The sequence below is a fragment of the Jiangella endophytica genome, assembly GCF_003427025.1.
GTDB classification, from domain to species: Bacteria; Actinomycetota; Actinomycetes; order Jiangellales; family Jiangellaceae; genus Jiangella; species Jiangella endophytica.
Genome location: NZ_QVAI01000004.1, coordinates 306,383 through 331,443, shown reverse-complemented (window position 1 = coordinate 331,443; position 25,061 = coordinate 306,383). Strand labels below are relative to the sequence as shown.

Genomic DNA, 25,061 nt, shown 5'->3' with positions numbered 1-25,061 from the left:
CTGCTCGTGCCGGTTCGGCCGGCACGAGCAGGCGGGAGGCCGGTCAGCCGGCCTGCGGACCAGCGGGTGTCGGCTCCGGCTCGGGGAGCGGCAGCGCGACCGGCACCGGACGGCGGTGCCGCATGCCGTGGACGCAGGCGATGACGGCGGTCAGGGCGGCGGCGATGCTGGCGATGACGAACGAGACGACGTAACCGTCGACCTTCGGGATCGACGTGTTCTCGATCAGCTGACCGGTCAGGATGGCCGCCGTCGCCGCGCTGGCGACGCTGCCGCCCGCCGTGCGGACCAGCGAGTTGATGCCGCTGGCGATGCCGCTCTGGGTCATCGGGACGTGCTCGACGGCGAGCGTGCCCAGCGCCGCGTAGGCGATGCCGAAGCCGACGCCCTGCAGCCCGCTGAAGATCATGACGTCGAGCGGGGTGTCGTGGTTGGTCGCCAGCCACACGTAGCTGAGCGCGGCGAACGTGGCGCCGACGGCCAGGGTGAACGCCGCGCCGAGCCGGGCCTCGAACCGTCCGGCCAGCACCGAGAAGACCAGCATGGTGACGGTGCTCGGCAGCATGTACAGGCCGACGTCGAGGACCGAGCCGGTGAGGCCGTACCCCGCGACGTCGGACGGCGTCTGGATGAGGTTCGACACCAGCGTGAACGCGGCGAACATCGCGAAGCCCAGCAGCACCGACGCCAGGTTGGCCGAGAGCGACCGCGGCCCGACCAGCAGCCGCAGGTGCACCAGCGGCTCGCGCACGCGTCGCTCGACCAGCACCCAGGCGACGCACAGCACGACGGCGGCGGCGAACAATGCGAGGGTGCGGTCGTCGGTCCAGCCCCATGAGTTGCCCTGGCTGATGCCGAGCAGCAGTCCGACCAGCCAGCCGGCCAGCAGCAGCGCGCCCGCGACGTCGGGCCGGCCGCCGCGGCGCTCGCCCGCCTCGACGGTGAACCGCACCACCATCACCATCGCCAGTCCGGCCATGCCCGCGGAGATCCAGAACACGGGGTGATGGCTCCGGGTGTGGTCGGCGATGACGCCGGTGACCAGCATGCCCGCGCTGCCGCCGACGCCCATCGTCGCGCTGACGATGCCGATGGCCGACATGACCCGCTCGCGCGGGAAGGTGTCGCGGATGATGCCGATGGCCAGGGGGATGACGGCCGCGGCGGCGCCCTGCAGGGCCCGTCCGGCGATCAGCATGCCGAGGGAGTCGGACAGCGCGCACACCACGGAACCGGCGACCAGCAGGCCCATGGTCACCGTGATCATGCGCTTCTTGCCGTACATGTCGCCGAACCGCGAGAGCAGCGGGGTCGCGACGGCGCCGGCCAGCAGCGTCGCCGTGAACACCCAGGAGACCGCCGTGACGGAGGTGTCGAACGCCTGCTGCAGGCGGGGGAGCAGCGGCAGCACCAGCGTCTGCTGGAGCGACACCACCAGGCCCGCCGCACCCAGCGCCAGCAGGGTGAGCCCCGGGGTCGCGGTGCGGCGAGCCCCGGGGCGATCGTCGACGACCATGGCGACAGCGTCTGTCATGCGGGCTCCTGCCGTACCGGGGGTTGACTTCGGTGTCTGGCACGGCGGCGGCGACGTGCTCAGTCAGCCTACCCGATTGGTTGTCTGCTGCAACCATATATGCCCGTGACTCAGAAGTGAGCTGCGCCTCCGTCGATGGACAGGTGCTCCGCGGTGACGAACGCGGACTCGTCCGACGCGAGGAACACGACGGCCGCGGCGATCTCCTCCGGCTCGGCCGCCCACTTCGGCAGGAACGGTGTGCCCATCTGGTTGAGCGGCGGGTTGGTCTCGCCGGCCCTCTGCAGTTCGGCCTGCATGTCGCCGGAGCCCATCGGGGTGTTCACCGCGCCCGGGTGGATGCTGTTGACGCGGATGTGGTGCCGGCCCAGCTCGGCGGCGAACGCCCTGGTCATGCCCGTGACGGCGTGCTTGCTGGCGGTGTAGTGGACCATGAACGGCTGCACCTTGGCGCCCGCGTACGAGCTGGTCAGGATGATCGAGCCGCCGCCGGCCGCGATCAGGTGCGGTGCGCCGGCCATGACGGTGTTCCACACGCCGAGCACGTTGGTGTCCATGACCGCGCGGAACTCGTCGACGCTGATCTGGTCCCAGGCGTGCGGGATGCAGATGCCGGCGTTCGCGACGACGATGTCCAGCCGGCCCAGGTCGCCGGCGGCGCGGTCGACGAACGCCTTCAGGGCGTCGTGGTCGCGAACGTCGCCGCGCTCGGCGATGATCCGGCGGTCCTCGGCCTCGACCAGCCGGACCGTCTCGTCGAGATCGGCCGGCGTGGGGGAGTCGTACGGCACGCCCGGCAGGTCACCGGCGAGGTCGACGGCGATGATGTCCGCGCCCTCCCTGGCCAGCGCCACCGCGTGCGCGCGGCCCTGACCGCGGGCCGCCCCGGTGACGAAGGCGACCTTGCCCTCGACTCGTCCAGTCATCGTCCGTTCCCCTTCCGACACTGCGGCGGGCACCTTTTGGCACCCAGTGCCATAGTAGTCCGGTCGGGGCGACGCGAGCAGCCGGAGCCGAAGTCGGAGCAGCGCGGGCGGCCGCTCGCACGGACGCGCACGCCGCGGGCCTGGCCGAGGAGTTCGAGCAGGCTCTCGCCAGGTTGACGGTCGCGAGTGTCAGCTGAGGATGACGCGGGCTCAGCTCTCGGGCACCGTGAGCAGGTAGTCGTCGGCGTCGGCGTCCCAGTGCAGCTCGATGGTGCCGGTGGTGGCGGCGGCGCGGACGAACTGCAGGAAGCTGCGGAACCCGAGCGCCTGCTCGCTGAAGCCCGGCCGGATTCGGCGCAGCTGGTCCTTGAGTCCGGACAGCGCGGCCCGGCCGTGCTTCGCCGTGAGGTCCTGCACGACGGAGCGGAGCAGGTCGAACGCCTCCTGCTGGCCGTCCAGCGCCGGCAGCAGCACCTCCGGGTCGCCCTTCGTGGGCCCGTCCGCCAGCTCGACGACGTGCCGCTCGGCGAGATGGCGCAGCAGTTCGCCGAACGCGCGGAACCCGTGGTCGGCCTCGTTGAACGTCGGGTCCTTGCGCAGCAGCGTCCGCTTGAGCGTGGACGCCGTCACCGGGCCACCGGTGCGCTGCAGCCCGGCCACGCTCTGCGCGACGACGACGGCGAGGTCGTCGAGGTCGCGGTCGCGCCGCTGCGGCGTGGGCTCGGGCTGGGCCGTCGCGGTGGACGGCGCGGGCTCGATGCCCTCGAGGTCGTCGTAGTAGAGGAACTCGTCGCACGCGGGCGGCAGCAGCGCCGACGTCGAGGCGCGGATGCCGACGCCGATGACCCGCTTGTTCAGCTCGCGCAGCTTGTACACCAGCGGCGTGAAGTCGCTGTCGCCCGTGCACACGACGAACGTCGACACGTAGTCGCGCACGAACGCCAGCTCCACGGCGTCGACGGACAGTTTGATGTCGGCGGCGTTCTTGCGGGAGGCGCCCATGCGCTGCGGCATCTCGATCAGCTCGACGTGCGAGCGGGTGAGCATGCGGCGGTCCTCGTCGAAGTACGACCAGTCGGCGTACGCCCGGCGCACGACCACCCGGCCGCGCTCGGCCAGGGCGTCGGCGATGGGCCGCACGTCGAAGGCCAGTCCGCCGAGGTCCTCGCGGGCGCCGATGGCGAGGTTCTCGTAGTCCAGGAAGAGGGCGATGCGATCTTCGTCGTCCACACCGGCAGGCTACGCCCGCATGGGCCGCCGAGAAGCAGATCTGAAGACGTTGTGAATGTGTCGCTCCGTAGCGTCGGCCGCGACTGAGGACACAGGAGGAACGATGCTCAGGAAGATCACCACAAGCCTGCTCGCGGCGGGGGCGCTGGGTGCCGCCGCTCTCGCCGGCGGCGGACCCGCCGCCGCCACCACGCAGGCCGAGCCCGCGCCGTCGCCGGGACCCATCACCGCGATGGCATGGCGGCACTCCGGCTTCCTCACGAATGCGAATGCGTGCTTCTTCTCGCTGGCGCTGACGCGAGCGGCCGGCACGTACACCATGCCGGGCACCGGGCCGTGCTACCACTCGGCTCAGGGCTACTTCTTCCACTACTGGAAGTGACGGCCTAGCGAGCCGGCGCCGCGCCTCGGAAGGTCTCGCGGTAGGCACGTGGCGTGGTGCCGGCGTAGGTGAGGAAGCGCCGGCGCATCGACTCCGTCGACCCGAATCCGGCGGCGTGGGCGATCTGCGTCACCGTCAGCCGCGAGTCCTCGAGCAGTGCGCGGGCCCGTTCGACGCGCCGCCGGGCGATCCAGGCGGCCATGCTGTCGCCGGTCTCCTCGCGGAAGCGCCGCTCGAGGGTCCGGGGGCTCATGTGCGCCTGGGCCGCGACGCCGTTGAGGCTGAGCGGCTCGGCGAGGTGCTCGTCCAGCCAGTCGAGCACGGGGGTGAGCGGCCCGGACGGGCGCGGGACCGGGCGGGCGTACTGGGCCTGTCCGCCGGTGCGGTGGGGCGGGCTGACGAGCACCCGGGAGACGTCGTTCGCGTACGACTGGCCGTGGTCCTGGCCGAGGACGTAGAGACACAGGTCGGCGGAGGCGAGCATGCCGCCCGACGAGAGGATCTGGCCGTCGTCGACGTACAGGGCGTGCTCGACCAGGTCGGCCTCCGGGAACGCGGCGCGGAACTCGTCGGCCAGCGCCCAGTGCGTCGTCACGCGGCGACCGCCGAGAACCCCGGCCTGCCCGAGCACGAACGCGCCCGCGCACAGCGAGACCAGGCGCGCGCCGTCGTCGGCGGCCCGGGCGACGGCGTCCAGCACGACCGGATCCTGCGGCGCCCAGGGCGCCTCCAGCCCGGGGACCACGACGGTGTCGGCGCCGGTGATCCAGTCGACCGGTTTGAGGTCGCTCATGGTGAACCCGAGCGACGTCGGGGTGGGGGCCAGGCCACAGACGCCGATCTCGTACGGCGACTCGGGCTCGTCGCGGATCTTCGCGAACACCGACGGCCGGCGGCCGAACGCCTGCACGGCCACGGCAAGGTCGAGGACGAACGTCCCGCCGAGGACGATCATCGCCACACGGTGACGGCCCACTCCTACCCCCCGTGGCCGGAATCGTGGGAACTCTGGCGCCTAGCGTAGTGCCTGGCCAGCGGGTGGCCCACGATGATCGGCACATGGAACCGGACACCATCGTGCTCGTGCACGGCTTCTGGGTGACGCCCCGGAGCTGGGAACACTGGATCACCCACTACGAGGCGAAGGGCTACCGGGTCATCGCGCCCGGTTACCCGGGCTTCGAGGTCGAGGTCGAGGCCCTGCGCGAGAATCCGCAGATCATCGTCGACGTCACCGTCCCCGCGATCATCGAGAAGATCGAGGGGATGCTGCGCCAGCTGGACCGCCCGCCGATCATCATCGGGCACTCCGCCGGCGGCGCGTTCACCCAGATCCTGCTCGACCACGGCTTCGGTGCGGCCGGCGTCGCAATGAACTCCGCACCGACCGAGGGCGTGAAGGTGGTGCCGTTCTCGCAGGTCAAGTCGACGTTCCCGGTGCTGAAGAGCCCTGCGAACCGGCACAAGGCCGTCGGGCTGACGGCGGAGCAGTGGCGGTACGCATTCACGAACACCTTCACCGAGGAGGAGTCGGAGGCGCTGTACGAGCGGTACCACATCCCGGCCAACGGGGGGATCCTGTGGGGGAGCGTGCTGGCCAACTTCCAGCCCGGCCCGCAGGAGACCTGGGTCGACTACGAGAACGACGAGCGCGCGCCGCTGCTGTTCGTCTCGGGCAGCGAGGACCACATCATGCCGCCGGCCATCCAGCGGTCGAACCTCAAGCACTACAAGTCCGACACCGTGACCGAGATCCGCGAGTACGAGGGCTACGCGCACCTGCTGCCCGCCCAGAAGGGCTGGGAGCAGATCGCCGACGACGTCCTCGCCTGGGCCGTGGAGCACGCCCGTTGATCCTCACCCACATCGGCGGCCCGACCGTCCTCGTCGAGCTGGACGGCTGGCGCCTGCTCACCGACCCGACCTTCGACCCGGCCGGAGGACGGTACGCGTTCGCCTGGCGTTCGTCGACGGCGAAGCTGACCGGACCGGCGGTGCCCGTGGCGGAGCTGCCACCGATCGACGCCGTGCTGCTCACCCACGACCACCACGCCGACAATCTCGACCGGTCGGGACGCGCGCTGCTGGCGTCGGCCGGCGCGGTGGTGACGACGGTGTCCGGAGCCCGCCGGCTGGCCGGCACCGGCGACGTCCGAGGGCTCGCCGCCGGCACGTCGACGGTGTTGGCGGGCAATGCGGACCGGGCCGCCCTCTCCGTGACGGCGACGCCGGCCCGGCACGGCCCGCCGCTGTCGCGCCCGGTCGTCGGCGACGTGATCGGCTTCGCGGTGCGCGTGGGCGACGCCGCCCGGGTGGCGCTGTGGGTCACGGGCGACACCGTGCTGTACCGGCCGCTGCGGTCGATGGCGTCGTCGATGGCGGTGGACGTGGCGCTGGTCCATGTCGGCGGCGTGCGGTTCGGCATCACCGGGCCGCTGCGCTACACGATGACGGGACGCGACGCGGTCTCGCTCATCGGACTGACCGGGCCGCGGGCCGCCGTCCCCGTCCACTACGAGGGCTGGTCCCACTTCGCCGACGGCCCGGCCGGCCTCGACGCGGCGCTCGCGGCCGCCCCGGATGACGTGCGGGCGCGGGTCCGGCGACTTCCGCTCGGCACGCCGACCGAGATCGACCTGGGCTGACGGTGGTTCGGGCGCACCTCACCCGCGAGAGAGCCGCATGAAGCGGCGATCCGGGGCCCATGCGGTCCTGAGGCGGGTGAGGTGCAGTCCGCGCGGGTCCGCGGCGTAGCCAGCCGTCAGGCGGTCACGGCACGCGACTGCGCGCGGCGGAAGGACCGCGGGCTGACGTCGTAGCGGGAGGTGAAGGCCTGCCGGAGCGCCTCGGCGGAGTTGAACCCGCACCGCTTGGCCACCTGCGACAGCGGCAGGTCCGTCGACGCGACGAGGCGAGCGGCGAGTTCGAGGCGCAGGCGGCGCACCGCGGCCGCCGGCGGCTCGCCGAGATGCTCCTGGAACAGCCGGCTGAGCTGGCGGGGACTCACCCCGGCTCGCAGCGCCAGCGCCGCCGTGCCGAGGTCGTCGCCAGGATGCGCCGTGATGTGGTCGATGACGGCGCGCAGCGTCGCGTGGTCCGGCCGCGGGGCAGTGGTGAAGATGCTCATCTGCGCCTGGTTGCCGGGCCGCTGCAGGTACGTGACCATCCCCATCGCCACCCAGCGGGCCAGCTCCGGCCCGTGGTCCTCCTCGATGAACGCCAGCGTCAGGTCCAGCGACGCCGTCACGCCGCCGGACGTCGACACGTTGCCCTCGCGGACGAAGACGGGTGCGGCGTCGACCCGGACCGACGGGTAGGCGGTCGCGAGCTCGTCGGCGTACCACCAGTGCGTCGTCGCGCGCCGCCCGTCCAGGAGGCCGGCCGCCGCGAGGACCGTCGCGCCCGTGCAGACCGACGCGACCCGGCGGGCGCGGGCGGCCAGCCGGCGGACGTGCCGGATCAGCTCCGCGTCGCCGGCCGCCGCGGTGTGGCCGCGCCCGCCGGACACGACCAGCGTGTCGAGGGCGCCGACCGAGGCCAGCGTGGCCTGCGCCTGCAGTGTCAGCCCGGTCTCGCAGCGGATGGCCGTGCCGTCGACGGTCGCGAGGACGACGTCGTAGGGCGGCGCGCCGCCGAGCCGGTTGGCCAGATCGAAGGCGGTCGTCACCGAGGCGATGTCGACGAGTTCGGCACCGTCGTACCCGGCGACCACCACGTGCCGCGACGTCACGCGCCTCAGCCTAGGAGAACCTTCCCCGGTCCGGCGAGACGGGTATCCCAGGATTCCGGCCATCCGCGGTCGCGCGCTCTGGCGGCCGCACCGGCTGGGCTGCGATCCTCGCGAAGCAGTCCTGAAACAGCCGTGAATGAGCCGGTCCCTAGCCTCACCCGGGAACCGACCACACCGGGAGGACCCATGCTCAGAAGGCTCGTGCTCACCGCCGTGACCGCGGCGGCCATGGTCACCGCGGTGCCCGCCGCCCAGGCGGTTCCGCCGTCGCCGGACGGGGCCGCGACGTCCGGCGCCGTCGCGCCGATGGGCTGGGAGCACTCGGGCTTCTACTCCAGCAAGGCGAACTGCGACGCGGTGCTGAGGGTCACGCGCCTCTCCGGCATCCCCACCGCGCCGTCCACCGGCCCCTGCTATTACAGCCGGCAGCACGGCTTCTTCTACTACTGGTGGGACTGATCCGCCGGCCATGGAATCGCAGCCGGTCGCCGTCGTCGCCGAACCTCGCAGCAGCAGGCGCTTCTGGCTGCACTTCCTCGAGATGGTCGTCGTCATGTTCGCCGGCATGGGCATCTTCAGCGGGCTCGCGGCGCTCGGGTTCGCCGCCGCCGGCAGCGCCCTCGGCGACCAGCCCGGCTGGTTCCGGGTGCTGCTCATGGGCGTGAACATGACGGTGCCGATGGTGCTCTGGATGACGCTGCGGCGGCACCCGGCGATGCGCAACGCCGAGATGGCGGTGGCGATGATGGTCCCGACGGCCATCGCGGCGGCGCTGGTCGCGGCCGGCGTGTTCGGCACCATGGCCGGGCTCGGCGTCCAGCACGCCGTCATGGTCCCGGCGATGCTGGGCGTCATGCTCTGGCGCTACGACGAGTACGCGCGGCCGCACCACCGCCACCGTCACCGCTGACGTGGGAGAGGATGGAGCCGGCGACATCCTCGAGCCACAGGGAGCGGACCATGGAGTACACCCGGCTGGGCGGTTCGGGTCTCAAGGTGAGCCGCATCGCGCTCGGCTGCATGAGCTTCGGCGACCGCTCGCGCGGCTACGACGACTGGGCCCTCGACGACGACGCGGCCGAGCCGATCTTCCGGCAGGCCCTGGACCTCGGCATCACGTTCTGGGACACCGCCAACGTGTACGGCTACGGCTCGTCGGAGGAGATCGTCGGCCGGGCGATCCGGCGCTACACACGGCGCGAGGACGTCGTCCTGGCGACCAAGGTGTACTTCCCCATGCACGACGGCCCGGGCGGCTCCGGGCTGTCGCGCAAGGCGATCCTGGAACAGATCGACGCGTCGCTGCGCCGCCTCGGCACCGACTACGTCGACCTCTACCAGATCCACCGCCTCGACCCCGGCACACCGGCCGAGGAGACCATGGAGGCGCTGCACGACGTCGTCAAGGCGGGCAAGGTCCGCTACCTCGGCGCGTCGTCGATGTGGGCCTGGCAGTTCGCGAAGCTCCAGTACACCGCCGACCTCGGCGGCTGGACCAGGTTCGTGTCCATGCAGAACCAGTACAGCCTCATGCAGCGCGAGGACGAGCGCGAGCTGTACGGCCTGCTCGCCGACCAGGGGGTCGGCAGCATGCCCTGGAGCCCGCTGGGCAAGGGCCGGCTGACCCGGCCGTGGGGTGAGCGGACCACCCGCGGCGACGTCGACACCCTCATGCAGCGGCGCTACACCGAGGCGGCCGACAAACCCATCGCCGACGCCGTCCAGCGTGTCGCCGAGACCCGTGGGCTGCCGATGGCGCAGGTGGCGCTGGCGTGGGTGCTGCGCAACCCGGTGGTGAGCGCGCCGATCGTCGGCTCCACGAAGCCGCACCACCTGGCCGACGCCGCGGCGGCGCTCGACGTCGAGCTCACCGACGACGAGGTGGCCACTCTGGAGGAGCCGTACACGCTGCGGCTGCCGACCGGCTTCGCCTGACGTAACGATCTTCGCGGGATGGCGTAACCCGGCGGAAACCGCGAACCGGGATCTTCTACTCACCATCCCCTGAACCCGGCAAACCCCCGGCCCGGATCAGGACTTCGGGGTCGCGACCCGGCCTCGCGCACCAGCCTCCCTCGCCGCTGCGCGCTCGCCCCCCGATGTCGCGGGCGCGCGCAGCCTGCCCTGCGTGAGCCGAAGGTGACCTGATGCCGTTGAACGAGAATCGACCGCACCGCACCACCGGACTCCCACGACGTCTCTCGCGGCGACTGGCCGCCGCCGGCATCGCCGCGGTGGCCGGCGTGGCCGCCGTCGTGGCCGTCGCCACCCAGACGTCCGTCCTGCACGCCGAGCCCGGCTCGCCCGCCCCCGAGACACCCGTGCCGACCATCGCGGCGGAGTCGACCGGCGAGGACGCGCCCGAGCAGGCGCCGGCGACGGCCCCCGTCCCGGCGCCCGCGACGACGGCGGCGGCCTACGACCCGCCGACCGTCGACGAGGTCGCCTACGTGCGCTACCTGGTCAGCCAGGATCCGTCCTACGCCGGCACGGCCAGCGTCGGCGGCGACGACGGCGCGCAGTACCTGTCCGCCGACCTCGCCGACCCGAGCCTGAGCGCGGACGGCGGCCGCCGCTACACGCTGTTCTATTACGACTACGCGGCCGACCAGCTCCTGCACTACGTCGTCGACGTCGCCGCCGGCACGGTCGAGTCGGTGACGCAGGGCGCGGGCGTGCAGCCGGCGCCCACCGACCAGGAGACGCTGCTCGCGTTCCAGCTGCTGCTCGCGGACCCGCTCAGCCAGGGGATCAAGGACGAGTTCCGCACCGCGACCGGTCAGGAGCTCACCGAGCCGGCGCAGACGACCTTCACCGCGCACGCGTACACCGCCGGCGCGGCCGATCTCGGCGCGGAGACGTGCGGCGTGCAGCGCTGCGTCCAGCTGATGGCCCAGGCGCCGGACGGCCGGTACCTCACGACGACACCGCTCGTCGTGAACCTGTCGGCGCAGACCGTGACGTCCGTCAAGTGACCCAGGGGAGACGACTCAAGATGCGTGTACCGAAGCTCGTGCTCGCCGCCGCTCTCGCGGCGTCCTCGCTCGCCGGGTTCACGTCGACGGCGTCCGCGGCGTCCGTGACGGAGCTGTCCTGCTCCGGCCCGTCGCTGGTGAAGGAGACCCTCCGGTCCGGATCCGGCTGGGAGATGTGCTGGCGCATCGACAGCTACCGCGGCCTCGTGGTCGACAAGGTCGCGTTCACCCCGCGCGACGAGGGCCGGCCGCTCATGGTCCTCGACTCGATCGGGCTGGCCCAGCTCAACGTCCCCTACGACACGGGGATGACGGAGTACAACGACGTCACCACCTACCAGGTGGGCGGTCGCCGGATGCAGGACCAGACGGCGATCGACTGCCCGGCCGGCGAGATCCGCAGCTCCTATCTCACCGAGACCCGCCCGCTGGCGCCCGTGCTGTGCGTCAGCGAGCAGGAGGGCGGCCTGGCGTACCGCTCGAACATCAGCAACGACGCGCTGTACGCCGCGCAGGGCACCCACCTGGTGCTGCACACGGTGTCGCGGATCGGCTGGTACGAGTACCAGACGGAGTACCGCTTCCACGACGACGGCGAGATCACCGTCCGGCTGGGCGCCACCGGGGACCTCTCGCCGAACGACTACGTCGACGCGGTCAACTTCGGCTGGCCGATCGCGGAGGGCCAGGAGGACTTCGCGGTCAACCATTACCACAGCGCGTTCTGGCGGGTCGCGTTCGACATCGACAGCGCCACGCGGCAGCAGGTCGAGAAGCTCGACTCCGACTTCACCGGCGAGTACGGCACGACCGGCGACACCGGGCGCACGCCGATCATCGAGACGGAGATCAGCACGGTGAACCGGGAACAGAAGCTGATCCTGGACAACCGCGAGGCCTACCGCGTCGTGAATCCGGACAGCCTCAACGCCGACGGCCACGCACGCTCCTACGAGATCATCATGGATCGGGCGCAGGCCTACGCGCTGAACCCGGAGACCGACTACGACCTCGCGTTCACCGAGCCCAAGTCCGACGAGATCTTCGCGTCGTACAACCTGCTGCCGTCGAAGCCGAACGCGAGCGTCACGCAGTACGTCGCCGACCGGGAGCGCCTGCGCAAGCCGGTCGCCTGGGTGAACGTGGGCTTCCATCACATCGTGCGGGACGAGGACCAGAGCCCGATGCCGATCCACTGGCAGGGCTTCACGCTCTATCCGCGCGACTTCACCGCGCAGAACCCGAACGTCCCCGAGGGCCGGAAGTGGGTCAACGGCGACATGCGCGGCGTGCCGAACCCGAACATCACGCCGACGCCGACGCCGACGCCCACCCCGACCGCCACACCCACACCCACACCGACGCCGACCGCCACTCCGTCGGCGACGCCGACACCGACGGCCAGCCCGTCCACGCCGACCCGGCCGCGGCCGACACCGGTGCCACGGCCCACCGGGCGGCCGACCGGCTGGGGCTGATCCTCCGTCGCCGGTGCGGGTCCCGTACGGCCGGGACCCGCACCGCACGACTCACCGGGAGGTGCGCATGTCGCTGGACCTGGAAGAACCCGCGCTCGCCGAGCCGGGCGAGCGACCTCGCCGCCGGGCTCGCGCCTGGTTGTCCGCCGTCTGCGTCGCGGCGGCTCTGGTGGTGCCCGGCGTGTGGGTGGCGACGGCGGGTGACGGACACGACGAGCATGCGTCGGCGCCCGGTGCGGCGGCTGGAGCTCCGGCGGAGGCGCCGCCGGTCGGCGACGTGCCCACGGCCGTGGACGTCTGCTTCGTCCGGATGATGATCCCGCACCACGAGCAGGCGGTGGCGATGAGCGACCTGCTGCTGGCCAAGCCGGGGGTGGAGGAGCGTGGGCGCCGGTTCGCCGAGTTCGTCCGCGCGGCGCAGTCCCGCGAGGTCGAGACCATGCGCCGCTGGCTGGACGCGTGGGGGAGCGCCGCCCCGGCCGGCGCGGCGCACGGTGCCGGGCACGCCGCCGATGCCGCCACGCCCGGCTGCGACCACAGCGGGCCGATGCCCGGGCTGCTGCCGGCCGATTCGATCGAGGCGCTGCGGGTGGCGGACGGACCGGCCGCGCAGCTGCTCTACCTGCGGCTGATGATCCCGCACCACGAGGGCGCGGTGGAGATGGCGTACGACGAGATCGCCGCCGGCTCGAACGTCTACGCGATCTCCGTCGCCAAGCACGTCGTCCAGGACCAGCCGGTCGAGGTGGCCGCGATGGAGTCGATGCTCGCCGAACTCGCCGTGACACCGTGACCCGGACGCGCCGGGTCCGGCTGCTCGTCGTGCTCGCGTTGGCGCTGGCCGTGGGCGCACTGCTGCCCGGCCGGGTGGCGCACGTGTTCACGCTGGACAGCCCGTCGATGCGGCCGGCGCTGGAGCCCGGCGACCGGGTGGTGGCGAACCGGCTGGACCGGCCCGGGCGCGGCGACCTCGTCGTGTTCCGCGACCCCGGCGGCTGGGTGCGGTCGGGCGCGGCCGGCGGCCACCTCGTCAAGCGGGTGATCGGGATGCCCGGTGACCGGGTGAGCTGCTGCTCGCACGGCGCCCTGCTGGTCAACGGCGCGCCCCTGGCGGAGCCGTACCTGTCCGGCGGCCCGGCCAGCACGCTGGCCTTCGACGTGATCGTGCCCGACGGCGCCCTCTGGGTGATGGGCGACAACCGCGCCGACTCGAGGGACTCGCGGTCCGACCCGCTCGGCGAGCACGGTGGCGCCGTCGGCCTGGACCTCGTGGTCGGCGTCGTCGTGCTCGCCTGGGGCGACGGCGGCGTGCGGACGTACTAGCCGGGTGCGGTCATGAGGCCCGGCGCTCCAGCAGCACGGTGTCGTGCCAGACGCCGTCGCGCTGGGCGATGCGCTCGCGGACGCCCACGGTCCGGTAGCCGGCCTGGTGGTGCAGCGACAGGCTGGCGCGGTTCTCGGTGAACACCGACGTCTGCAGCATCCACAGCCCGTCGGCGTCGGCCGACGTCACCTGGCGGCGCAGCAGGGCCTTCCCCACGCCGCGACCGCGGTGTTCGGCGGCGACGTACACGGAGGTCTCACCGACGCCGCGGTAGCAGTCGCGGTCGGAGACGGGTGCGACGGCGGTCCAGCCGGCGACCGCGCCGTCGATCTCGGCGACCCAGCGGTGACCCGGCAGCCAGCGCGCCGCCAGCCGGGTGCTCGGCGGCACCGACGTCTCGAAGGTCGCGATGCCGGTGTCGATGCCCTCGCGGTAGATGCGCCGCACCGCCGGCCAGTCGGCGTCGTCCAGTGCCCGGACGGTGACGTCGGCCGGGACGTCGTCGGGGCAGCACGGCCGCACCGCACCGGCGACGCCCATGACGACGTCGGCCATGTGGGGCAGCCCGGTGCAGCAGGCCTCGTTGACGGTGACGCGGGTGCTGGTGCCGACCTTGGACACGTGGACGAACCGGGTGGCCGCGAGCTTGCGCACGTGGTGCGAGCAGGTGGACTGGCTGATGCCGAGGAGCTCGGTGAGCTCCCCGACTGTGAGGCCGCCGTTCGAGGTGGCGACGGCATGCAGCAGCCTGACCCGGGTGGGGTCGGCGAGGGAGGCGAAGCACTCGGCGTAGTCGGCGGCGGCGTCGGTGGCGAGCGGCGGCGCCGGGGTGGCCAGAGTCGTCATGCCAGGCAGTCTATCGACATGGATCGATGGTTGCGATGATCGACGCGTGTCGATAGAGTCAGGGTCGTTCCATCGACGGTCTTCGATGAAAGTGAGTGGCTCATGACGGATCCCGTGGTGGTGGCCGGTGGCGGCCCGGTGGGGCTGGCGGCCGCGGCGGAACTCGCCGAACGCGGCCTCGAGGTCGTGGTGTTCGAGCGTGGGGCGACGGCGGGCGCGGCGGTCGCCGAGTGGGGGCACGTCCGGTTGTTCTCCGCCTGGCCGGAGCTGATCGCACCGGCGGCCCGGCGCCTGCTGGAGCCGACCGGCTGGACCCCGCCGCCGTCCGACGTGTACCCCACCGGCGCCGCGTGGGTCCGCGACTATCTCGCGCCCTTGGCGCGGGCGCTGGGCGACCGGGTCCGCACCGGCGTCGAGGTCGTCGGCGCCGCCAGGCGCGGCCGGGACCGCGTGGTCGACGACGGCCGCGACCGCGAGCCGCTCACCGTCCATGTCCGCCACGCCGACGGCCGGGAGCAGCGGGTGCGCGCCCGAGGCCTCGTCGACGCGACCGGCACCTGGGTGCGACCCAACCCGCTGGGCGGCGACGGCCTGCCCGCGCTGGGCGAGCGGGCCGCCGCCGAGGCGGGCCGGATCGGCTACCGCATCCCCGACGGGGCTCCCGGACGGCACGTCGTCGTCGCCGGGAGCGGACATTCCGCCCTCACCGCCCTCGTGTCCCTGACCAGGCAGAACAGTGACACAACGGTGACGTGGATTCTGCGGCGCGGTGGCATCGGTGACACGTTCGGCGGGGGAGACGCCGATGAGCTGCCGGCTCGCGGGCGGCTCGGGCGGCGGGCGCGGGCCGCGGTCGAGGCGGGCGGGGTCCGGGTGGTGACGGGGTTCCGCACGGCGGCCGTCCAGGCCGAGCCGGACGGCCGGCTGACGCTGGTCGCCGAGGACGGCCGCACGGTCGGCGCCGTCGACCACGTCATCGCGCTGACCGGCCTCCGGCCCGACCTCGGCTGGCTGTCCGAGTTGCGCCTGGAGCTGGACCCGACCCTGCAGGCGCCGGTCCGGCTGGCGCCACTCATCGACCCGAACGTTCACTCGTGCGGCAGCGTCCCGCCCCACGGCGTCCGCGAGCTCACCCACCCGGAGCCCGGCGTCTACCTGGCCGGCATGAAGAGCTACGGGCGCGCTCCGACCTTCCTCGCACTCACCGGATACGAGCAGGTCCGCAGCATCGCGGCCGCGTTCGCCGGCGACCACGCCGCGGCCGGGCGGGTCGAGCTGGTGCTGCCCGAGTCCGGCGTCTGCGGCGGCTCGGGCGGCTACGACGACGGCGGCGGCGGGTGCTGCGGGGTCGAGGCGGAACCGGAGCTGCTGCAGCTGGGGCAGACGGTGGCGGCCGGCCGCGAAGCCTGACGCCGATCTCCGAAGGCCGTGGCCGCAGGCCCGGTAGCCGTCGGGGGACTGGGAAGCGCGGGAACAGCCAGCCGGGGCGCCGGCGCCGCCGTCGACGCGCACGATCGGAGGCAGCCCGGACGTCCGGCGGATGCCGGATCCGCGGGCGTCGGCGACCGCCGGGGCAGGGTTCCGTGAGTACAGCATTTGCTGTACTGTCCGTTGCATGACCACGGTGACGGCGTCGCACACCGACGCGCTGGCCCGCCTCGGGTACGCGCTGTCCGATGGCACGAGGGCGCGGATCCTGCTCGCGTTGCGCGAGGCGCCGGCGTTCCCGTCCGACCTGGCCGCCGAGCTGGCGGTGTCCCGGCAGGTGATGTCGAACCAGCTCAGCTGCCTGCGCGGCTGCGGGCTGGTGCAGGCCGAGCCGGAGGGCCGGCGGACCCGCTACCGGCTGGCCGACGCGCATCTCGGCCGGGCGCTGGGCGAGCTGCTCGAGCTGGTGCTGGTGGTCGATCCCGGCTGCTGCGGACCCGAGGGGTGTTCCTGCCGATGAGCTTGCCCATCACGCCGCTGACCGATCCGCGCCGGCGCGACGTCCTGCGCCGCCGCGTCCGGCTGATCGTCGCGACCACCATCGGCTACAACGTGGTCGAGGCGGTCGTCGCGATCTCGGCCGGGGCCGCGGCATCGTCGGCCGCGCTGATCGGGTTCGGGCTGGACTCCGTCGTCGAGGTGGTGTCGGCCGCCGCCATCGCCTGGCAGTTCGCGGGCCGCGACCACGAGACACGCGAGCGCACGGCGCTGCGCATCGTCGCGTTCTCGTTCTTCGCGCTGGCGGCGTACGTCGGGTTCGAGGCGGTCCGGGCGCTGGCCGGTGCCGAGGAACCGGAGCACAGTACCGTCGGCATCGTGCTGGCGGCGGTGAGCCTGGCGGTCATGCCGGGGTTGTCGTTCCTGGAACGGCGGACCGGGCGCGAGCTGGGCTCGTCCGCGGTCGTCGCCGACTCCAAGCAGACGCTGATCTGCAGCTATCTCTCGGCGGTGCTGCTGGCCGGGCTGGTGCTGAACTCCGCCCTCGGCTGGTGGTGGGCCGACCCGCTGGCGGCGCTGGTCATCGCCGGGTTCGCCGTCCGCGAGGGGATCGAGGCCTGGCGCGGCGACGCCTGCGCGACGACGGCGGGCACGCTGCTGCGCGATCCGGAGGCCGACGGCTGCGGCCCCGGCTGCGACTGCTGCTGAGGCTCATCCCGCGACCGGCGGTCCCGCGATGATGGACCGGCCGATCTTGACGGCGCCCGCGGCCGGGGACAGAGTGGACGGCACGGGGGCGGTGCGATGACGTCTGTGATCCTGGTCGACGACACCACGCTGTCCCGCGACGCGCTGGCCGCCCAGCTGCGTGGCCAGGCGTGGACCGGCGACGTCCACACCGCCGCCGATGTCGCCGCGACGGTGCTGCTGCCGCACGATCCGCGCTCCAGCGTGGTCCTCGTGCACCTGGGGTCGGTGGACGGGCTGCAGGTGCTGCGTGCGGTCCGGACCGCCCTGCCGGACGCCCGGGTCGTCGCGATCGCCGTCCCCGACGACGGCGACGACGCGCTCGCCTGCGCGCAGACCGGCGTCGCCGGCATCGTGCTGCGCACCGGCACGCTGCACGACCTGGAGGCGACCGTCGAAGGTGTCGCGCGTGGCGAGACGGTGTGCCCGCCGAGCGTCGTCGGCGCTCTCGTGCGGCACGTGTTCGCCGAGGCCACCCATGCCCGTGAACCCGCCGACGACGGCCGGCTGACCTCCCGCGAGCGTGAGGTGCTGGTGCTCATCGAGCAGGGCCTGACCAACAAGGAGATCGGGCGGCGGCTCGGCATCGAGGTGCGGACGGTGAAGAACCACGTGCACAACGTGCTGGAGAAGCTGCGCGTCCGGCACCGCAGCGAGGCGGCCGCGAGGCTCCGGTCCGCCCGCGTCCCAGGGCTGTCCACGCTGGTCGCGGCGGCGTCGCGGCCGGGCGAGGTCGCCCGGTCCTAGGGCCGGTCCGAGGGACCGGGCCCGGGTCCTGGTACCCGGACCGGCACCGTGTCCGGGTCCTCGGACCAGTACCCGCCACGGCCGAATCCGGGCCCGGGCTGGTCCTGTCGGGACGGCTCGCCGCGGCTCTAGCGTCGAGGCCATGCGGCGGATCCGGATCGCGCTGGGCGAGGCGCCCGCGGAGCTGCACCGGCTGGTCGAGGAGGGCCTGTCCGGCCAGCCGGACCTCATCCTGGTCGCGGTCACGTCCGGCGAGGTCGCGCTGATGCTCGAGGCGGGCCGCGCCGACGTCGTGGTGGTCGCGATGCACCGCGGCGCGATCCCGGCGGTCGCCGAGCGGCTGCTCGACGAGTACCCGCGCCTCGGCGTCGTCTGCGTCGACGTCGAAGCCGGCCGCGGCGCGGTCTACCGGCTCCGGCCGGACCTCGAGCCGATGACCGCGGCGTCGCCCGGCGCCATCGCGGCCGCGATCCGCAGCGTCGTCGAGGACAACACCGCCTGGGGGAATCGATGAGCATCGACGCACACGACCTCGACTGGGTGGACGCCGACGTGCTCGGCGAGGCGCTGGCCGAGGTGCTGTCGGACGATTACGCCGCCGCAGCTCCCGAGGATCTGGAGCTGGCCGTCGCCGACGTGCTGGACGAGCTGAGCCCGGCCGAGGCGTTCGGGTTCGGCAAGGCACTGCGCCAGCTGGGCAGCGGCGCCGGGCGGCTGGTGGCCGATCCGGCGTTCGCGCAGATCGCCGGCAAGGTGCTGCCGGTGGCCGCCGGGGCGGCCGGCACCGCGATCGGCGGACCGCTGGGCACCGCCGTCGGCACCCAGCTGGGCTCGGTCGCCGCGCGCTCACTGCCGCGAGCCCGGACGGCGCCGCCGTCCGCCACGGCACGGCCCGCGGCGCCACCAGCCGCGGCACCACCAGCCGCGGCACCACCACCATCAGTACCGCCGGCCGCGCCGCCGGAGACGCCGCCTCCGCCGCCGGAACCCGCCGCGGCAGGCGGGTCGCCGGCCGCGGCCCAGGCCGCCTATCTCTCCCAGCACCCCACCGTGGCCAAGGGGCTGCTCGCGCTGGCGCTGGGCAGGCACGGCCGGACCACGGTCGACGGCGTGCCGGTGGCGGCGCTGATGAGCCTGCTGAGCTCGGTGTTCGGGCGCGCCGCCGCCGACGCCGACGAGCTGATGTACCTGGGCGGCAACGGCGACGCCGAGGAAGCCACCGGCTGGAGCGGGGGCGACGAGGCCCTCTACACGGCCCTGGTGGACGCCGACAACGCCGAACTGACCGAGGCGGTGAGCTGGCCATGAGCCACAACGAGTTGCAACAACTGGAGACGCTGTTGTTCCAGGCGCTGCCGGACCCGCGCGGGTTCGCCGACCGCGTCCTGGAGCAGCTGCTCGACCGGCTGGCCACGGAACCCGCCGGCTCGCAGCCGGTGACCGTGGTGCAGCCGGGACCGGCGCCGGCCGACGGGATGGACGAGTTGCCGGCCGTGCTGGCCGCGGCGCTGGGCGCCTGTGTGTGCTGGGGCCAGGACCCCGGCTGCCCGGTCTGCGCCGGCCGTGGCGGCTCGGGCTGGAGCGACCCCGACCGCGAGCTCTACGCCGAGTACGTCGCGCCCGCCGTGCGGCGGCGGGCCGCGCACGCCTCGGTCGTCCCGGACGGCCGAGCAGCACAGGAAGGAGTGCGATCGTGAGCACGATGTGGCCGGAAGACCTCGACTCCGACGCGGAGTACGACGAGGGCGAGCTGTACGACTCCGAGGGCGACCTGGAGTGGGACGAGGGCGAGAGCGACGAGGGCGAGAGCGAGGAGTCGCGTGACGCGCGCCGGCGCCGCTACCAGGCCCGGCAGCTCACCCTCGCTCGCCGACAGGCGGCCGTGCGCCGGCAGGCGCAGCTGCGGGCCCGTCCCTCGGCGGTGCGCCCTCGCCCGCTGACCGCGCCGGCCCCCGCCCGGCCGGCCCCCGCGGTCCGCGGCGCCGGCCTGGACACGCAGCTGGCGCACGACAGCCTGCGCCGCGAGCTGGCCCTGCAGAGGAGGAGGATGAACCGCTCCGAGTACGCCGCGGTCGCCGGCCTCGCGGTCAACCAGTTGATGGAGTCCTTCGCCCAGCCGGAGAACGTCTACGCGCGAGCGGCGCTGCGGTTCGCGCCGCTGCTGTTGCTGGCTCCGCAGCGCCGGGGCCGCGGGCTGGAGTCGTTCGTCGCGGACCCGCGGGTCATCGGCGGCGCGGCGGTGCTCGGCATCGTCGCCGTCGGCGAGTGGCGCGGCAAGGCGTCCATCCTCGCCAACGTGCCGTCGGAGCTGGCGGCCAACACCACCCAGCGGCTCAGCGCGCAGATCGTCACGCCGCAGGGGAAGGTGCTCGAGCGGGCCGTCACCTGGACGAGCACCGATGACCAGGTCGCCAAGGTCGAGCGCGGCATGGTCACCACCGGGAAGGCCGGGACGGCGATCCTCAGCGTGTCGGCCGAAGGTGTCGCGGTGAAGCGGTTCCCGGTCATCGTGAAGTGATCGGCGAGGACGTTCGATGGACCCGGCGCTGTGGCAGTTGCTGCGCGCGGAACGGGCGGCACCGGAGCGCGAGATCGAGGCGATCGTCCGGCTGCGCGACGTCCGGGCCGTCGTTCCGGGCGTGCGGCTGGTCGCCCGGTTCGGCCGGATCGCCACCTGCCGGCTGGCCGCCGGCCTGGTCCCGGCGGTCCGCCGGCACCCGGCCGTGCGCAGCCTCAAGGCCTCGCGGCGGTACGGCCCGGACCCGGCGGCCGCGGTGCCGGCCGACGACCGGCCGGGTCCAGGACCGGCGGACGTCCGGCGGCCGCCGGTCCTGGACCGCGCCGGCCTGACCGGCGCCGGGGTCGTCGTCGGGGTGGTCGACTGGGGCCTGGACGTCGATCACCCGGCCTTCCGCGACGCCGCCGGACGCACCCGCGTGCTCGCCCTCTGGGACCAGCGCGAGAAGTCCGGGCCGAGGCCGGCGCCGTACGGCTACGGGCGCGTGCACGACCGCGCGGCCATCGACGCGGCGCTGCGTCGCGGCGACCCGTACCGCGCGCTGGGCTACCACCCGGCCGACGCGGACCGCGGCGGCGGCTCGCACGGGACGCACGTCGCGGCCATCGCCGCGGGCAGTGCCGGTGTGGCGCCGGCGGCGACCCTGGTGTTCGTGCACCTGGCCGACCGCGGGACCGGGGGAACGGCGACCCTCGGCGACTCCGTGCGGCTGCTCGAGGCGGTCGACTTCATCCGCCGCGCCGCGGCCGGCCGGCCCTGGGTGGTGAATCTCAGCGTCGGGCGGCACGGCGGGCCGCACGACGGCCGCACGCTGGTGGAGCTGGCCCTCGACGAGCTGCTCGCCGCCGGGCCGGGCCGGCTGGTCGTGCAGAGCGCCGGCAACTACTACCGCGCCCGGACGCACGCCGCCGGCACGGTCGCGCCCGGAGCGTCCCGGACGCTGACGTTCCGGACCCGGCGCGGCGACCCGACCCCGAACGAGCTGGAGATCTGGTACGGCGGCGGCGACCGGCTCGACGTCCGGCTGACGCCGCCGGGCCGCCGCCCCGGCTCGTGGGTGCGGCTGGGCGAGCAGGCCGCCGTCCTGGTCGACGGGGTGAGCGCCGGGCGGCTGTACCACCGGGCCCACGATCCCAACAACCACGACCACCACGTCGACGCGTTCCTCGACCCCACGGCGCCGGCCGGGACCTGGGCGGTGACCCTGCGGGCCGTCGACGTCACCGACGGGCGGTTCCACGCGTGGCTCGAGCGCGACGACCGCTGCGCGCCGTGCCAGGCGCGGTTCGACCCTGCCGACGCCGAGCCGGCCGGCACGGTCGGCACCATCGCGACCGGCCGGCTGCCGCTGGTCGTCGGTGCCTACGACGCCCACGACCCGGCCGCGCCGCTCGCGCCGTTCAGCAGCGCGGGCCCGACCCGCGACGGCCGCGGCAAACCGGACCTGCTGGCGCCGGGGACGGCTGTGCTGTCGGCCCGCTCCGCACCGGCCGGTGCGCACGACAGTCCCGGCGAGTGGATCCGCAAGTCCGGTACCAGCATGGCCGCGCCGCACGTCACGGGTGCCGTGGCGCTGTGCCTGCAGGCGACCGCGGGACGGGTCGGAGCCGCGCGGCTGCGCCGGCTGGTGCTCGGCGCGGTCGTGCCGCGTGCGTCGCCCGGCGGCCGTGCGGGGGCCGGGCAGCTCGACCTCGCCCGGCTCGCCGCCGCCCTGTCCTCCGTCCGCGTCCGTCCAGAGGAGGCCGTCATGGCTGCCGACCGTTCCGTCACCCCGTCGCTGGCCTTCCGCGAGCTGCTGTACCGGCCCGGCGGTGAGCTCGCGGCCTGGGTCGACGAGCACTTCGACGTGCTGGCCCGCCCCGGCGAGCCGGTCGCCACCCGCGCGGACCGCGGCGACCTGCTCGTCGACGTCCCGCTCGGATCGTCCGATCCCGGCGCGGTGACGACGCTGCCGCACCACTACGCCGCGCCGCGGCGGCTCGGACCGGGGCAGCTGCTGCTGCACCCGCGGACGCCCGAGGACGCCGAACTGCTCGACGGCGACCTGGTCGCGGCGGAGCCCGCCGAGGACGAGGAGTCGGTGCCGCAGCACGTGCTGTCGGCCCGGGCTCGGTGGCCGAAGCTCTGCCCGGACCTGCCGAAGGTCGTGCTCCGCGACCTGGCGGGCTGTGCGCCGTCGCAGTTGGTCGCGGAGAGCGACTTCACCGCCTGGACGAACTCGCCGACGGCCGTCTATGTGGCGCCGGACGCCGGCACCTCGCCCGCGGTCATGGACGCCGTCCTCTACCACGAGGCGGTGCACGTCCGGCAGTTCGCCGCCGCCGGAGGGAGACCGCCGGCCGACCACGCGACGATGGTCCGGTACGAGATCGACGCCTACAGTGCCTCCGCCGCCTGGGTCGACGCCCGGCCGGGCAAGGAGAACGACGCGATCGCCCGAGGCATGCGCGACACCGCCGCCATGCTGCGCGACGAGGTCGCCCGGACCACGAAGGCGACGAAGAACGCCGCCGAGCGGAACCGTCGCTACCAGCGCTTCCTCGTCGAGAAGAAGCTGCTGCCCGAGCATGCGGCGATCGCCGACCTCTACGCGCTGACGCCGGGGCGCATGTCGTGCTCGCCCTCAGGCGCCGGCGAGGCCGTCGCCGACGAGGAGGCGGCCGACGAGGCGGCCATGTCCCTTCTGGCGGACGGCTACGAGGCGCCGCCAGGCGAGGCGGACACCGTCGCCGGGGAGTGGGCCGACGCGGAGACCGGCGGCAGTGACCTGGCCGAGTTCAGCGGGCGGGAGCACCGCGACATCGCCGACGGTGCGGCCGGCAAGGAGCTGACGAGCCTGAGCCACGGTGAGCCGCCGAAGCGGCTGACGTTCGGCGAGGTGACGGCGCTGGCCGGTGACTATTTCGGGACGTACGAGGAGATGCGCGAGCTGTCGGCGACGGCGCGCGGCCGGGTCGAGCTGGCGTACGCGCGCTGGCACTGCCTCTCGCTGAGCCAGGCCGGCGTCGCGGTCCCGACCACCGACGCGGCGATCATCAAGGCCGTCACCGACCGGTACCTGCTGCTCGCGTCGCAGAACATCTCGCACTTCTCCGCCGGCGGCACCGCCTGGCAGGCCTACGCCAGCTGGCACGCGAAGGCGCTGGTCGACGCGCTGGACGCGGGCCGGCTCTCCGACGCCGCCCGGTGGGAGCGGGCGATGACGAAGGAGGCGTTCGGGCTGCACTTCCTGACCGACTCGTTCTCCGCCGGCCATGTCCGCACGCCGCGCGCGGAGATCCGTGACTGGTACCGGCAGCGCTTCCCCGACAGCGGCGACCGGATCCTGCAGTACCTGGCGAGATTCCTGTTCGACCGCCTGGACGAGCGGCAGCAGCTCCCGCAGCTGGCGTGGTGGTTCGGCTGGGTGACCCGCGGCGTCATGGTGGACCGGATCCGCACGCTCGGCGGCGAGGCGATCGCGAACATCACCCTCGGTGACATCCTCAGCCTGGCCCTGCACGACTGGGACAACCGCGGGCTCGATGTCGTCACCGATGTCGACGCCGATGGCCGGGCCGTCCCGGGCGGGCACCACTGGCGCGCCGTCGGCGACGGTCACCTCGGTGCCAACCGGTTCGGCATCGACACCCGCCGGATGGCCGTCGTCGCCGTCACCGCCTCGCTGCGCGACCTTGAGCGGGTCCGCGGCGCCGGCGTGCGGCTCGGCTCCGACGCGGTGTCGCTGTCGCAGCGCTCCGGCGCGGTGCGGCAGGCGCTCGGCTCGCCGGTGTTCGCGGCGCGCGGCTTCGTCCCGCGCGAGGACACCGCCCGCACGACGGCGGTGGCGCTGCGCACGTCCGACGGCAGCCGGGCGCCCATGGAGTGGCGGTGGGGGCAGCTCGGCCCGGTCGCGCACCAGGCCGTCGACGGCACGATCCGCCGGCGCCTGGCCGACGAGCTGCGTACCTTCGCCGACCAGGTGCCCGACCCCGTCGACGGGCCGGCCGGGATGCGCATCCACGGCATCCGCGGCGCCTACCGCCTGTTCATCCGCCATCTCCGCGACGACGGCATCGCGGTCCTCGAGCGGGCGGTCGGACGCAACGCCCGCTGACGCCGCTCGACCGGCATGATGGCGGACGGCAGCGATCAGGAGGCGGCGCCGAACACCGGCCGCCCGGGCGCGACGTCCTCGTCGTCGGGGACGCCGATGTTCTGGCACGCGGTCAGCAGCCAGCGGCCGTCCTCCTTGGCCATGACCCACAGCGGCGAGCCGACGTCGAGGCCGTCGGGTGTCGTGTAGACCTGGCGCAGTTTCACGGCGGCGACGTCCGGGCGGATGAACAGGACGTGCTCCAGCTCGAAGCGCACCGACATGCCCCGCATGCCGCCGGGGAGGACCTGGCGGGTGAACGCGTCGATCTCGTCCAGCCCGTAGAGGCGCTTCCCGCCGCCGGTGGTCCAGATGGCGTCGGGCCGGAACAGCGCCAGGAACTCGTCGGGCAGCTCGTTGTTCTGGGCGTGCTCGACGGTGTCGACGACACGGCGGATGGCATCCAGCTCGGCCTCGGCGGCCGCGGCCTCGATGTCTGTGCTCATGCCGCCAGCCTGCTACCTCAACCGCGGTTGAGGTCAAGCTCGTGGGACCGGCATCACCCGGATCGGGTGGCGCTGGATCGGCCGGCGGGAGCGACGATCCAGACGGGGGTGGTCCGT

Annotated in this window: 25 protein-coding genes and 1 pseudogene; 19 read left to right on the top strand and 7 right to left on the bottom strand. The window is 73.7% G+C overall.

Going from position 1 to position 25,061, the window contains the following annotated elements:
- Positions 1 to 43 precede the first annotated feature (43 nt).
- From DZA62_RS10980 to DZA62_RS10970, 3 genes are all read right to left on the bottom strand, one after another.
- On the bottom strand, positions 44 to 1,534 hold the full coding sequence (locus DZA62_RS10980) for an MFS transporter (RefSeq protein WP_116948917.1): 1,491 nt from the start codon (positions 1,532 to 1,534) through the stop codon (positions 44 to 46).
- Between the two features lie 110 nt (positions 1,535 to 1,644).
- A complete protein-coding gene (locus DZA62_RS10975; RefSeq protein WP_116948916.1) occupies positions 1,645 to 2,460 on the bottom strand; it encodes a mycofactocin-coupled SDR family oxidoreductase in 816 nt (271 codons plus the stop codon).
- A gap of 210 nt (positions 2,461 to 2,670) precedes the next feature.
- On the bottom strand, positions 2,671 to 3,690 hold the full coding sequence (locus tag DZA62_RS10970) for a PIN domain-containing protein (protein ID WP_116948915.1): 1,020 nt from the start codon (positions 3,688 to 3,690) through the stop codon (positions 2,671 to 2,673).
- 103 nt (positions 3,691 to 3,793) lie between these two features.
- Between DZA62_RS10970 and DZA62_RS10965 the strand changes: the two genes are divergently transcribed.
- On the top strand, positions 3,794 to 4,072 hold the full coding sequence (locus DZA62_RS10965) for a hypothetical protein (RefSeq protein WP_116948914.1): 279 nt from the start codon (positions 3,794 to 3,796) through the stop codon (positions 4,070 to 4,072).
- Between the two features lie 4 nt (positions 4,073 to 4,076).
- Here the strand turns inward: DZA62_RS10965 and DZA62_RS10960 are convergent, their stop codons facing one another.
- Positions 4,077 to 5,027, bottom strand: coding sequence for a GlxA family transcriptional regulator (locus DZA62_RS10960; protein WP_157987597.1), 951 nt, complete (start codon positions 5,025 to 5,027; stop codon positions 4,077 to 4,079).
- A gap of 104 nt (positions 5,028 to 5,131) precedes the next feature.
- Here DZA62_RS10960 and DZA62_RS10955 point away from each other — a divergent pair, with 104 nt between their 5' ends.
- Together DZA62_RS10955 and DZA62_RS10950 are read left to right on the top strand one after the other, a co-directional pair.
- On the top strand, positions 5,132 to 5,926 hold the full coding sequence (locus DZA62_RS10955; RefSeq protein WP_116948912.1) for an alpha/beta hydrolase: 795 nt from the start codon (positions 5,132 to 5,134) through the stop codon (positions 5,924 to 5,926).
- On the top strand, positions 5,923 to 6,717 hold the full coding sequence (locus DZA62_RS10950; protein ID WP_116948911.1) for an MBL fold metallo-hydrolase: 795 nt from the start codon (positions 5,923 to 5,925) through the stop codon (positions 6,715 to 6,717). Before DZA62_RS10955 ends, DZA62_RS10950 begins: the two co-directional genes overlap by 4 nt.
- Positions 6,718 to 6,833: 116 nt before the next feature.
- Here DZA62_RS10950 and DZA62_RS10945 read toward each other — a convergent pair whose 3' ends face one another.
- Positions 6,834 to 7,802 carry a GlxA family transcriptional regulator gene (locus DZA62_RS10945; protein WP_232827362.1) on the bottom strand — a complete coding sequence of 323 codons (969 nt, stop codon included), beginning with the start codon at positions 7,800 to 7,802 and terminating at the stop codon, positions 6,834 to 6,836.
- A gap of 186 nt (positions 7,803 to 7,988) precedes the next feature.
- On the opposite strand from DZA62_RS10945, the gene DZA62_RS10940 reads away from it, so the two are divergent.
- The 7 genes from DZA62_RS10940 to lepB all read left to right on the top strand — a co-directional run bounded on the left by DZA62_RS10940 (position 7,989) and on the right by lepB (position 13,578).
- A complete protein-coding gene (locus tag DZA62_RS10940; RefSeq protein ID WP_157987596.1) occupies positions 7,989 to 8,261 on the top strand; it encodes a hypothetical protein in 273 nt (90 codons plus the stop codon).
- Positions 8,262 to 8,271: 10 nt separating this feature from the next.
- Positions 8,272 to 8,712, top strand: a complete 441-nt coding sequence (locus tag DZA62_RS10935; protein WP_116948908.1) for a hypothetical protein — start codon at positions 8,272 to 8,274, stop codon at positions 8,710 to 8,712.
- Between the two features lie 50 nt (positions 8,713 to 8,762).
- Positions 8,763 to 9,737, top strand: coding sequence for an aldo/keto reductase (locus DZA62_RS10930; RefSeq protein ID WP_116948907.1), 975 nt, complete (start codon positions 8,763 to 8,765; stop codon positions 9,735 to 9,737).
- 212 nt (positions 9,738 to 9,949) lie between these two features.
- Positions 9,950 to 10,777, top strand: coding sequence for a hypothetical protein (locus DZA62_RS10925; RefSeq protein WP_116948906.1), 828 nt, complete (start codon positions 9,950 to 9,952; stop codon positions 10,775 to 10,777).
- Positions 10,778 to 10,797: 20 nt separating this feature from the next.
- Positions 10,798 to 12,255: a copper amine oxidase gene (locus tag DZA62_RS10920; RefSeq protein WP_116948905.1), complete on the top strand. Its 1,458-nt coding sequence runs from the start codon at positions 10,798 to 10,800 to the stop codon at positions 12,253 to 12,255.
- A 67-nt stretch (positions 12,256 to 12,322) separates the two neighbouring features.
- The gene (locus tag DZA62_RS10915) at positions 12,323 to 13,048 is read left to right on the top strand and encodes a DUF305 domain-containing protein (RefSeq protein ID WP_157987595.1); all 726 of its coding nucleotides are present in this window, start codon (positions 12,323 to 12,325) and stop codon (positions 13,046 to 13,048) included.
- The gene (gene lepB, locus DZA62_RS10910; RefSeq protein ID WP_116948903.1) at positions 13,045 to 13,578 is read left to right on the top strand and encodes a signal peptidase I; all 534 of its coding nucleotides are present in this window, start codon (positions 13,045 to 13,047) and stop codon (positions 13,576 to 13,578) included. The genes DZA62_RS10915 and lepB overlap by 4 nt, the downstream gene beginning before the upstream one ends.
- Before the next feature lie 10 nt (positions 13,579 to 13,588).
- On the opposite strand, the gene DZA62_RS10905 is transcribed toward lepB, so the two are convergent.
- Positions 13,589 to 14,425 carry a helix-turn-helix domain-containing GNAT family N-acetyltransferase gene (locus tag DZA62_RS10905; protein ID WP_116948902.1) on the bottom strand — a complete coding sequence of 279 codons (837 nt, stop codon included), beginning with the start codon at positions 14,423 to 14,425 and terminating at the stop codon, positions 13,589 to 13,591.
- 90 nt (positions 14,426 to 14,515) lie between these two features.
- Here DZA62_RS10905 and DZA62_RS10900 point away from each other — a divergent pair.
- From DZA62_RS10900 to DZA62_RS10860, 9 genes and pseudogenes are all read left to right on the top strand, one after another.
- A pseudogene (locus DZA62_RS10900) lies at positions 14,516 to 15,835 on the top strand (FAD-dependent oxidoreductase); the annotation flags it as partial.
- Between the two features lie 205 nt (positions 15,836 to 16,040).
- Positions 16,041 to 16,373, top strand: a complete 333-nt coding sequence (locus DZA62_RS10895; protein ID WP_116948900.1) for an ArsR/SmtB family transcription factor — start codon at positions 16,041 to 16,043, stop codon at positions 16,371 to 16,373.
- The gene (locus DZA62_RS10890; protein ID WP_116949097.1) at positions 16,370 to 17,059 is read left to right on the top strand and encodes a cation diffusion facilitator family transporter; all 690 of its coding nucleotides are present in this window, start codon (positions 16,370 to 16,372) and stop codon (positions 17,057 to 17,059) included. Before DZA62_RS10895 ends, DZA62_RS10890 begins: the two co-directional genes overlap by 4 nt.
- Before the next feature lie 96 nt (positions 17,060 to 17,155).
- Entirely contained in the window at positions 17,156 to 17,845 is a 690-nt protein-coding gene (locus DZA62_RS10885) for a LuxR C-terminal-related transcriptional regulator (RefSeq protein ID WP_116948899.1), read from the top strand.
- A gap of 142 nt (positions 17,846 to 17,987) precedes the next feature.
- Positions 17,988 to 18,359 (top strand): hypothetical protein, encoded by a 372-nt coding sequence (locus tag DZA62_RS10880; protein ID WP_116948898.1) that lies wholly within the window; start codon positions 17,988 to 17,990, stop codon positions 18,357 to 18,359.
- On the top strand, positions 18,356 to 19,153 hold the full coding sequence (locus DZA62_RS10875) for a hypothetical protein (protein ID WP_116948897.1): 798 nt from the start codon (positions 18,356 to 18,358) through the stop codon (positions 19,151 to 19,153). The genes DZA62_RS10880 and DZA62_RS10875 overlap by 4 nt, the downstream gene beginning before the upstream one ends.
- Positions 19,150 to 19,542 (top strand): hypothetical protein, encoded by a 393-nt coding sequence (locus DZA62_RS10870; protein ID WP_116948896.1) that lies wholly within the window; start codon positions 19,150 to 19,152, stop codon positions 19,540 to 19,542. Before DZA62_RS10875 ends, DZA62_RS10870 begins: the two co-directional genes overlap by 4 nt.
- Positions 19,539 to 20,363: an Ig-like domain-containing protein gene (locus DZA62_RS10865; RefSeq protein ID WP_116948895.1), complete on the top strand. Its 825-nt coding sequence runs from the start codon at positions 19,539 to 19,541 to the stop codon at positions 20,361 to 20,363. The genes DZA62_RS10870 and DZA62_RS10865 overlap by 4 nt, the downstream gene beginning before the upstream one ends.
- A gap of 16 nt (positions 20,364 to 20,379) precedes the next feature.
- The gene (locus DZA62_RS10860; protein ID WP_116948894.1) at positions 20,380 to 24,459 is read left to right on the top strand and encodes a S8 family serine peptidase; all 4,080 of its coding nucleotides are present in this window, start codon (positions 20,380 to 20,382) and stop codon (positions 24,457 to 24,459) included.
- A gap of 35 nt (positions 24,460 to 24,494) precedes the next feature.
- Here the strand turns inward: DZA62_RS10860 and DZA62_RS10855 are convergent, their stop codons facing one another.
- Positions 24,495 to 24,944, bottom strand: a complete 450-nt coding sequence (locus DZA62_RS10855; RefSeq protein WP_116948893.1) for an SgcJ/EcaC family oxidoreductase — start codon at positions 24,942 to 24,944, stop codon at positions 24,495 to 24,497.
- Positions 24,945 to 25,061 lie beyond the last annotated feature (117 nt).